5 protein-coding genes and 1 pseudogene are annotated in these 5,971 nt (G+C 58.9%); all 6 read right to left on the minus strand.

From position 1 onward, the window contains the following. Positions 1–584: 584 nt before the first annotated feature. Positions 585–1,616 carry a DUF4272 domain-containing protein gene (locus ABX749_RS18630; RefSeq protein WP_372897286.1) on the minus strand — a complete coding sequence of 344 codons (1,032 nt, stop codon included), beginning with the start codon at positions 1,614–1,616 and terminating at the stop codon, positions 585–587. 1 nt (position 1,617) lies between these two features. Next, positions 1,618–3,663, minus strand: a complete 2,046-nt coding sequence (gene pheT / locus ABX749_RS18635) for a phenylalanine--tRNA ligase subunit beta (protein WP_372897287.1) — start codon at positions 3,661–3,663, stop codon at positions 1,618–1,620. Positions 3,664–3,748: 85 nt separating this feature from the next. Continuing rightward, complete coding sequence (gene pheS, locus ABX749_RS18640; protein WP_372897288.1) at positions 3,749–4,780, minus strand: phenylalanine--tRNA ligase subunit alpha; 1,032 nt, start codon at positions 4,778–4,780, stop codon at positions 3,749–3,751. 34 nt (positions 4,781–4,814) lie between these two features. Next, complete coding sequence (rplT, locus tag ABX749_RS18645; RefSeq protein WP_145209939.1) at positions 4,815–5,171, minus strand: 50S ribosomal protein L20; 357 nt, start codon at positions 5,169–5,171, stop codon at positions 4,815–4,817. A 92-nt stretch (positions 5,172–5,263) separates the two neighbouring features. Further along, positions 5,264–5,470, minus strand: coding sequence for a 50S ribosomal protein L35 (gene rpmI, locus ABX749_RS18650; protein WP_095742399.1), 207 nt, complete (start codon positions 5,468–5,470; stop codon positions 5,264–5,266). A 147-nt stretch (positions 5,471–5,617) separates the two neighbouring features. After that, positions 5,618–5,971 (minus strand): annotated as a pseudogene (locus ABX749_RS18655) (orotidine 5'-phosphate decarboxylase); the annotation flags it as partial.

Here is a 5,971-nt window from a genome sequence, read left to right on the forward strand (position 1 = left end):
GGTATCTACACAAGTCGCTTTTTGCCCAAAGGGCATGCATATCCATAGCCTGGGGCAAGCAAACCGAGCATTTGCGAGGGTTGCGCCGCCCCAGGAACACCATCGCAATGAGGTTCAATTTGGCCAACGGCCATGCACAACCTTCGCGTTTGACGAGGCATTTGTGTATGCCCGTTGGCCAATCGCTCTCGTTCTCGTTTGCGGACCTTGGGCGATGCCCAAGGCGATGGATGTAAACGGCCGTTGGCCGAAGCCATCCACTCAGAACAGATCTGTCATGCAAAAGATGTGTAAATACCAGTGCCCAGGGGGAGAGTGACGAAAACCCTTTGTGATCAGCGACTTAAAAACGGCACGCCCCTCCACACGGGAGGGTGACACCGAATTCTCAACATCAGCGACTTAAAAACGGCACGACCTCCACACGGGAGGGTGACACCGAATTCTCAACAACTTCCCAACGGGACGATGAACCGAATCGAAATTCAATCCACCAAACCCACTCGACCCAACAAATCAACAGCCACAGCCACAGCCACAGCTAATAGCTAACAGCTAACAGCTAACAGCTAACAGCTAACCACCTACGAACTCGGAATATCGACCTCATCCCAATCCGCGTTCTCGAAAAACGTCAGCCAATTGAGGGCATGCTGCCGCTCTGCGATCACGCCACCCTCGATCCCGGCTGGCGGTTCGGTTTGTCGCGTCGCCGCGTCTCGGGCTGCCCACAACAAGCGAAAGTTCAGGTCCAAGGCATCGAGAATCTCGCCGGTCGGTCGCAACGTCGCCGATTCGATCATTTGACGGGCCGGCATCGCAATCATTTGACGGGCGACTTCCGGGACATCACAAATCGCATCGGGAAACGGAAGCGTCGGGCTCATCCCCAATGCCCACTGCAGCGTCGCCAGCGCTTCATACCGCCAACCGGCCGCGGAAACGTCGGATTCTGACGGCGATGCGTTTTCCAGAAACGCGGTTTCCCACGGCGACAACGCCTGGAACGCCAACGGTGACTTCTCCCGCAAGGCCGCGATCGGGATCGGTTTGCCGCTGGAGAGTGATTCGGCCCGGACCGCGACGACGAACAGCGCCAACATCCGCCAAACGACTTCATCGGCCGAGCGCAGCGTGACTTCCCACTCGCTGATCACCGGCGGCAACGCCTCGGGCGTGTCGATCAATCGGTTTCTCAGCTCGATTTCCGATTGGGCTTTTCGTTGCCGTGCATCGGGCAAAAACGGCAGCTGAGCGTTCGGGTCGGGCTGTTCCGCCGTCGGATCGTGCAACACCGCGCCGTTGGGGTCACGTATCGTGCGATCGGGCAAAAACAAAATCGCATTGGACTGCCAGGCCCACGGCGCGATCGCTTCGACGTGTTCCCCGTCCACTTTGAATGCCACCAGCATGTTGGTTCGTTGCAAGTGCCGGCAGACGGCGTACAACGTCTGGCTGATCTGTCCTTGACCGGATTCGAACAGGTCCTGAACCAGTTTCATCAGGTGTTCGACGAACCCCGGTGTCGATTCGTTGCGGACGAACACCGGCTCGTGGGGGAACTCCGGCTCCGGCGGATCGCGGTGCGTGCAATACGCAAAGATTTCTATGGGCATCTCAACCCAACAACTCTGCGTCGAGTTTCTTCTTGCAAGCGCCGATGACGCTTTGAACCAACGCGTCGGCATCGTCGCCACTCAACGTCGTCTCGTCACTTTGCAACTGCACCGACAACAGCACCCGCTTGCGGTCCTTGCCGTCCTTTTCCGGATCCCGATAGGTCTCGCGGTAGGTGACCGATTTGAGTTGCTGGCCGACGGCCGACCGGACCACGTTCTCCAGTTCGTTCCAACGCACCGATTCGGACATCACAAAGTTCAAATCGCGTTCCACCGAAGGGAACATGCTGACGATCTGTTGCTGTGGCACCAATTCGGCGTCCGCAAGCAGCGCGGGGATCGACAGTTCGGCGACGATCACGGGGCCGGGCAACTTCCATTGCTTCAACGTCTTGGGCGCAACCACACCCAAATACCCCAGTGACGATTTCCCGAGCGACAGGCGGACCAATTGGCCGGCGACAAAACCGGGTGAATCGACCGGCTGGACCGACAGGGTTTGTCGCGCGCCCAATCGTTCACACAACGACTCGATGACGCCTTTGGCAGAAAAGAAATCGCCGCCGCACACCATCGCGACCGCGTACAGTTCTTCCGGCAAGTCCTCGTCCGACTTCCCGGGCAGGTACAGGTGTGCGATTTCAAACAAGTCCGCTTCGATCGATGCCGACGCCCAGTTGTTGGCACGCGCTTCGATCAGACTCGGCAACAGCGTGCGACGGAGCCGTTTGGCGCCTTTCAGCATCGCCGTTTGGGTGCTCAAAGCCGGTCGCTCGGTCCACGGCGAAAGCGCCTTGTCCAACTTCGACGTCACCACGCTGGGCGTCATCGCTTCGCTTAACCCCGCAGCGGTCAACACGCCGCGAATCTTTTCCGTCGCCGAATCGAACGTCCGTTTACTGCTGGGAGCGACCGGGATCGGACTGTCTTCTGGGATCTTGTCGTAACCGTGAATCCGAGCGACCTCTTCGATCAAGTCGGCTTCGCGGGTCAAGTCATGACGCCAGGAAGGTGCGCGGAACGCTCCGGAACCGGTCGAGATTTTTGCATCACTCTGGCAGCCGAGTGCCGTCAGAATTCGCTCGACTTCGATGGAGTCGATGGTGATGCCGAGGATGCGTTCCAGTTGCGACAGACGCAACACGATCGGCGGCCGCTGTTCGATTTCCGGTGCGGTGTCGATGATCCCTTCGGCGACGGTGCCGCCGGCGGATTCGACGATCAACTGACAAACGCGTCGGCTGGCCCATTCCACGCCGACCGGATCGACGCGACGTTCGAAACGGAACGACGAAGGGCTGTGCAGTTTCAGTTGTCGCGCGGTCCGCCGGACCGACAGCGGTGCAAAGATCGCTGATTCGATCACCACGTCCTTGGTCGACTCGGTCACTTCCGAATCGGCGCCTCCCATCACCCCGGCAACCGCAGAGGCCGCTTGGGCATCGGCGATCACGCACATCGAAGGATCGAGTTCGTATTGTCGGTGATCGATCGCCGTGATGGATTCTTTCGCCCGCGCGGGCCGCACGACGATTTTCTTGTCGGCGATGTTGGCGTAGTCAAACGCATGCAGCGGCTGACCACATTCCATCAGCACGTAATTGGTCGCGTCGACAACGTTGTTGACCACTCCGATCCCGACGCTGGCCAGCGCGGCCTGCATCCAATCCGGGCTGGGGCCGACCTTGACCCCCTGAATCACACGCGCGGTGTATCGTGGACACGCTTCGGTGAATTCATTTTCAACACTCAGCAATGACCGGACGTCCGTCTTGGAAGTTTCGAGCGTCGGTGACGGAACACGCAGTTCGGTGTTGTAGAGCACCGAAATCTCACGCGCGACGCCGAGGTGCCCCAAACAATCACCACGGTTGCTGGTGACTTCCAAGTCGATGCAAACGTCATCGGGCGACAGCGCCGGATTTTCTGACGGCGTTTCGGTCCCCTCGTGATTCAATCCGCTCAGACTGAGCCGCGTTTCCAGCTGTTCACGATCGGCCGGTAGATCGACATAGCGGGAGAGCCATTTCCAGGAAACAAGCATGGTCTGTTTGGGGGTTCCAGGATTCACGTTCCATGTCACTCAGGAATCGCAACTCGAAACCTGGAACCTGGAACTCGGAACTGAATTAAAACTGTGACAGAAATCGCATGTCGCCGCTGTACAGATCACGGATATCCTTGATCCCGTGACGACGCATGCACAATCGTTCGACGCCCAGGCCGAACGCGAATCCCGAGACTTCTTCGGGATCGTACCCGACGGCCCGAAAGACGTTGGGATCGACCATCCCGGCGCCACCGAATTCGATCCAGTTGCCGTCCCACAAAAAGTCGACTTCGACGCTGGGCTCGGTGAACGGAAAGAACGACGGCCGAAATCGAATCTCGACGTCGCCGCCAAGGTAGTTGGTCGCGAAGACGCGCAACACGGTTTTCAAGTTGGCCATAGTCACGTGCGTGTCGACGAGCAACCCTTCCATCTGATGGAACATCGGAAAGTGAGTCGCGTCGGGATCGTCGGGACGGTAGACGCGGCCCAGCGAGATCACGCGAATCGGCGGCTTGCGGTTGGCCATCACGCGAATCTGAACCGTGCTGGTTTGGCTCCGCAGCAACCGTGTGCCTTCGACGTTCTGTTTCTCCGCCCCCGTGGCCGCAGTCGCCAGATAAAAATTATCCAGCGGATCACGTGCCGGGTGGTCTTCAGGAATATTGAGCGCGACGAAGTTATGGTGCGGGTCTTCGACCTCCGGCCCTTCGGCGGCTTCAAAACCCATCCGCCCCATGATCTCGGTCAGGTGGGTGATCGTTTGCGTGATCGGATGGACGTGCCCGATCGTCGGCCGCACTCCGGGCAACGTCGGATCAAACGTCGGGTCGGCCCCGCTCTCCCCGCCGCCGGAAATCCGTGACTGGGCTTCGGCGACCGCTTTTTCGATCGCCTGCTTGACCTCGTTGAGCCGCATGCCGGCCGACTTGCGGTCGTCGGCCGCGACGCTGCCCATTTGCTTTTGAATGTCTTTCAGTGCGCCTTTCTTTTGGCCCACGTACTTGACCCGCGCAGCCTCGAACGCCTCCGCATCGGAGGCAGCATCAAGGGTCGCGATCGCCTCGGATTGCAGAGAATCGAGGGCGGAGAGAAAGTTTTGCAGAGACATAGCTTGAACGCTTGGCGGAAACCGCGGCCGGAGCCTACGCTGCCAACGCTTCTTTGACCTTGTCGACGACCGCCTTGAAACCGGCTTCGTCGTGAATGGCCATTTCCGACAACGTCTTGCGATCCAACTCAATCCCGGCTTTCTTCAGCCCGTGGATGAACTCGCTGTAACGCAGCCCGTGCAGGCGGGTCGCGGCGTTGAGACGGGTGATCCAGAGTCGGCGGAAATCGCGTTTTCGCACGCGGCGATCGCGAAAAGCGTACGCGCCACTGCGGAGCAACGTTTCCTTGACCGAGCGGGTCAACGTTCCGCGTCCACCGACATAGCCTTTGGCGCGTTTGAAGAGACGTTTTTTCGATTGCCGACGGGCGGCACCTTTGGTCGCACGCATGGGTGCATTCCTTTCAGATTGTTTTGAATCAGGCCCCGACGTCAAAAAGTTGCGTCGATGTTTCGCCTATCCAAATGGGTGAAATTCGGTCGTTAGTTGCTGTAGCCGTTGAGCGAAGCCTGGATGGATTTTTCCATGCAGGTGTCCACCGCGGTGGTCCCGCGAAGGTTTCGTCGACGTTTCTTGGTCAAGCCGTTTGCCAAGTGGCTGGTACCACTTTGGCGGTGCATCGCCTTGCCCGTCGCGGACAAGCGAAAGCGTTTTTTGATACCCTTATGGGTCTTCATCTTGTTGCCCATGATTCCATCATTTGCTGGGGGTCATTTTGTTTTCACGCCACTGTTGCTCACGCTGTCAGTCGACGAAGAACCGCGAAAGGTAGCAACTGAGGCTCGGGTTCGGAAGAGGGTTCGAACCGCGAAAACACCAAAATCACCTGGATTTGGCTACTTCACCAGATCCAATTGGGCGTTCATCTGCTCCGTCGCCGCCGCGACAGCGTCATGCCAGCGTGCATCCCCGAACTTATCGGCATATTCAGGCCGGGCATGAGCGAAAATGATGTGCCGCGAGCTGTTGACGACCGCGCCCATCCCCCCCTCGTGAAACCCGACCTTCACGTCGTCGGCTGCTCCGCCCTGGGCGCCGAAGCCCGGGATCAGAATCCAGCTGTGGGGCAGCGCTGCCCGCATTTCCGCCAGTTCTTGCGGATACGTCGCTCCAACCACCGCCCCCAACGGCCCATATCCCTCCGCGTTTTGGCGGCTCGCGTTCAACTCCGTCAACAACTCGGCGACGCA

Source organism: Stieleria sp. (genome assembly GCF_041595215.1).
Classification (GTDB): Bacteria; Planctomycetota; Planctomycetia; order Pirellulales; family Pirellulaceae; genus Stieleria; species Stieleria magnilauensis.

Bases quoted from the DNA above. Each gene is read 5' to 3' on its own strand.
- ABX749_RS18630 (WP_372897286.1), bottom strand. From the start codon at position 1,616: ATGCCCATAGAAATCTTTGCGTATTGCACGCACCGCGATCCGCCGGAG.
- pheT (WP_372897287.1), bottom strand. From the start codon at position 3,663: ATGCTTGTTTCCTGGAAATGGCTCTCCCGCTATGTCGATCTACCGGCC.
- pheS (WP_372897288.1), bottom strand. From the start codon at position 4,780: ATGTCTCTGCAAAACTTTCTCTCCGCCCTCGATTCTCTGCAATCCGAG.
- rplT (WP_145209939.1), bottom strand. From the start codon at position 5,171: ATGCGTGCGACCAAAGGTGCCGCCCGTCGGCAATCGAAAAAACGTCTC.
- rpmI (WP_095742399.1), bottom strand. From the start codon at position 5,470: ATGGGCAACAAGATGAAGACCCATAAGGGTATCAAAAAACGCTTTCGC.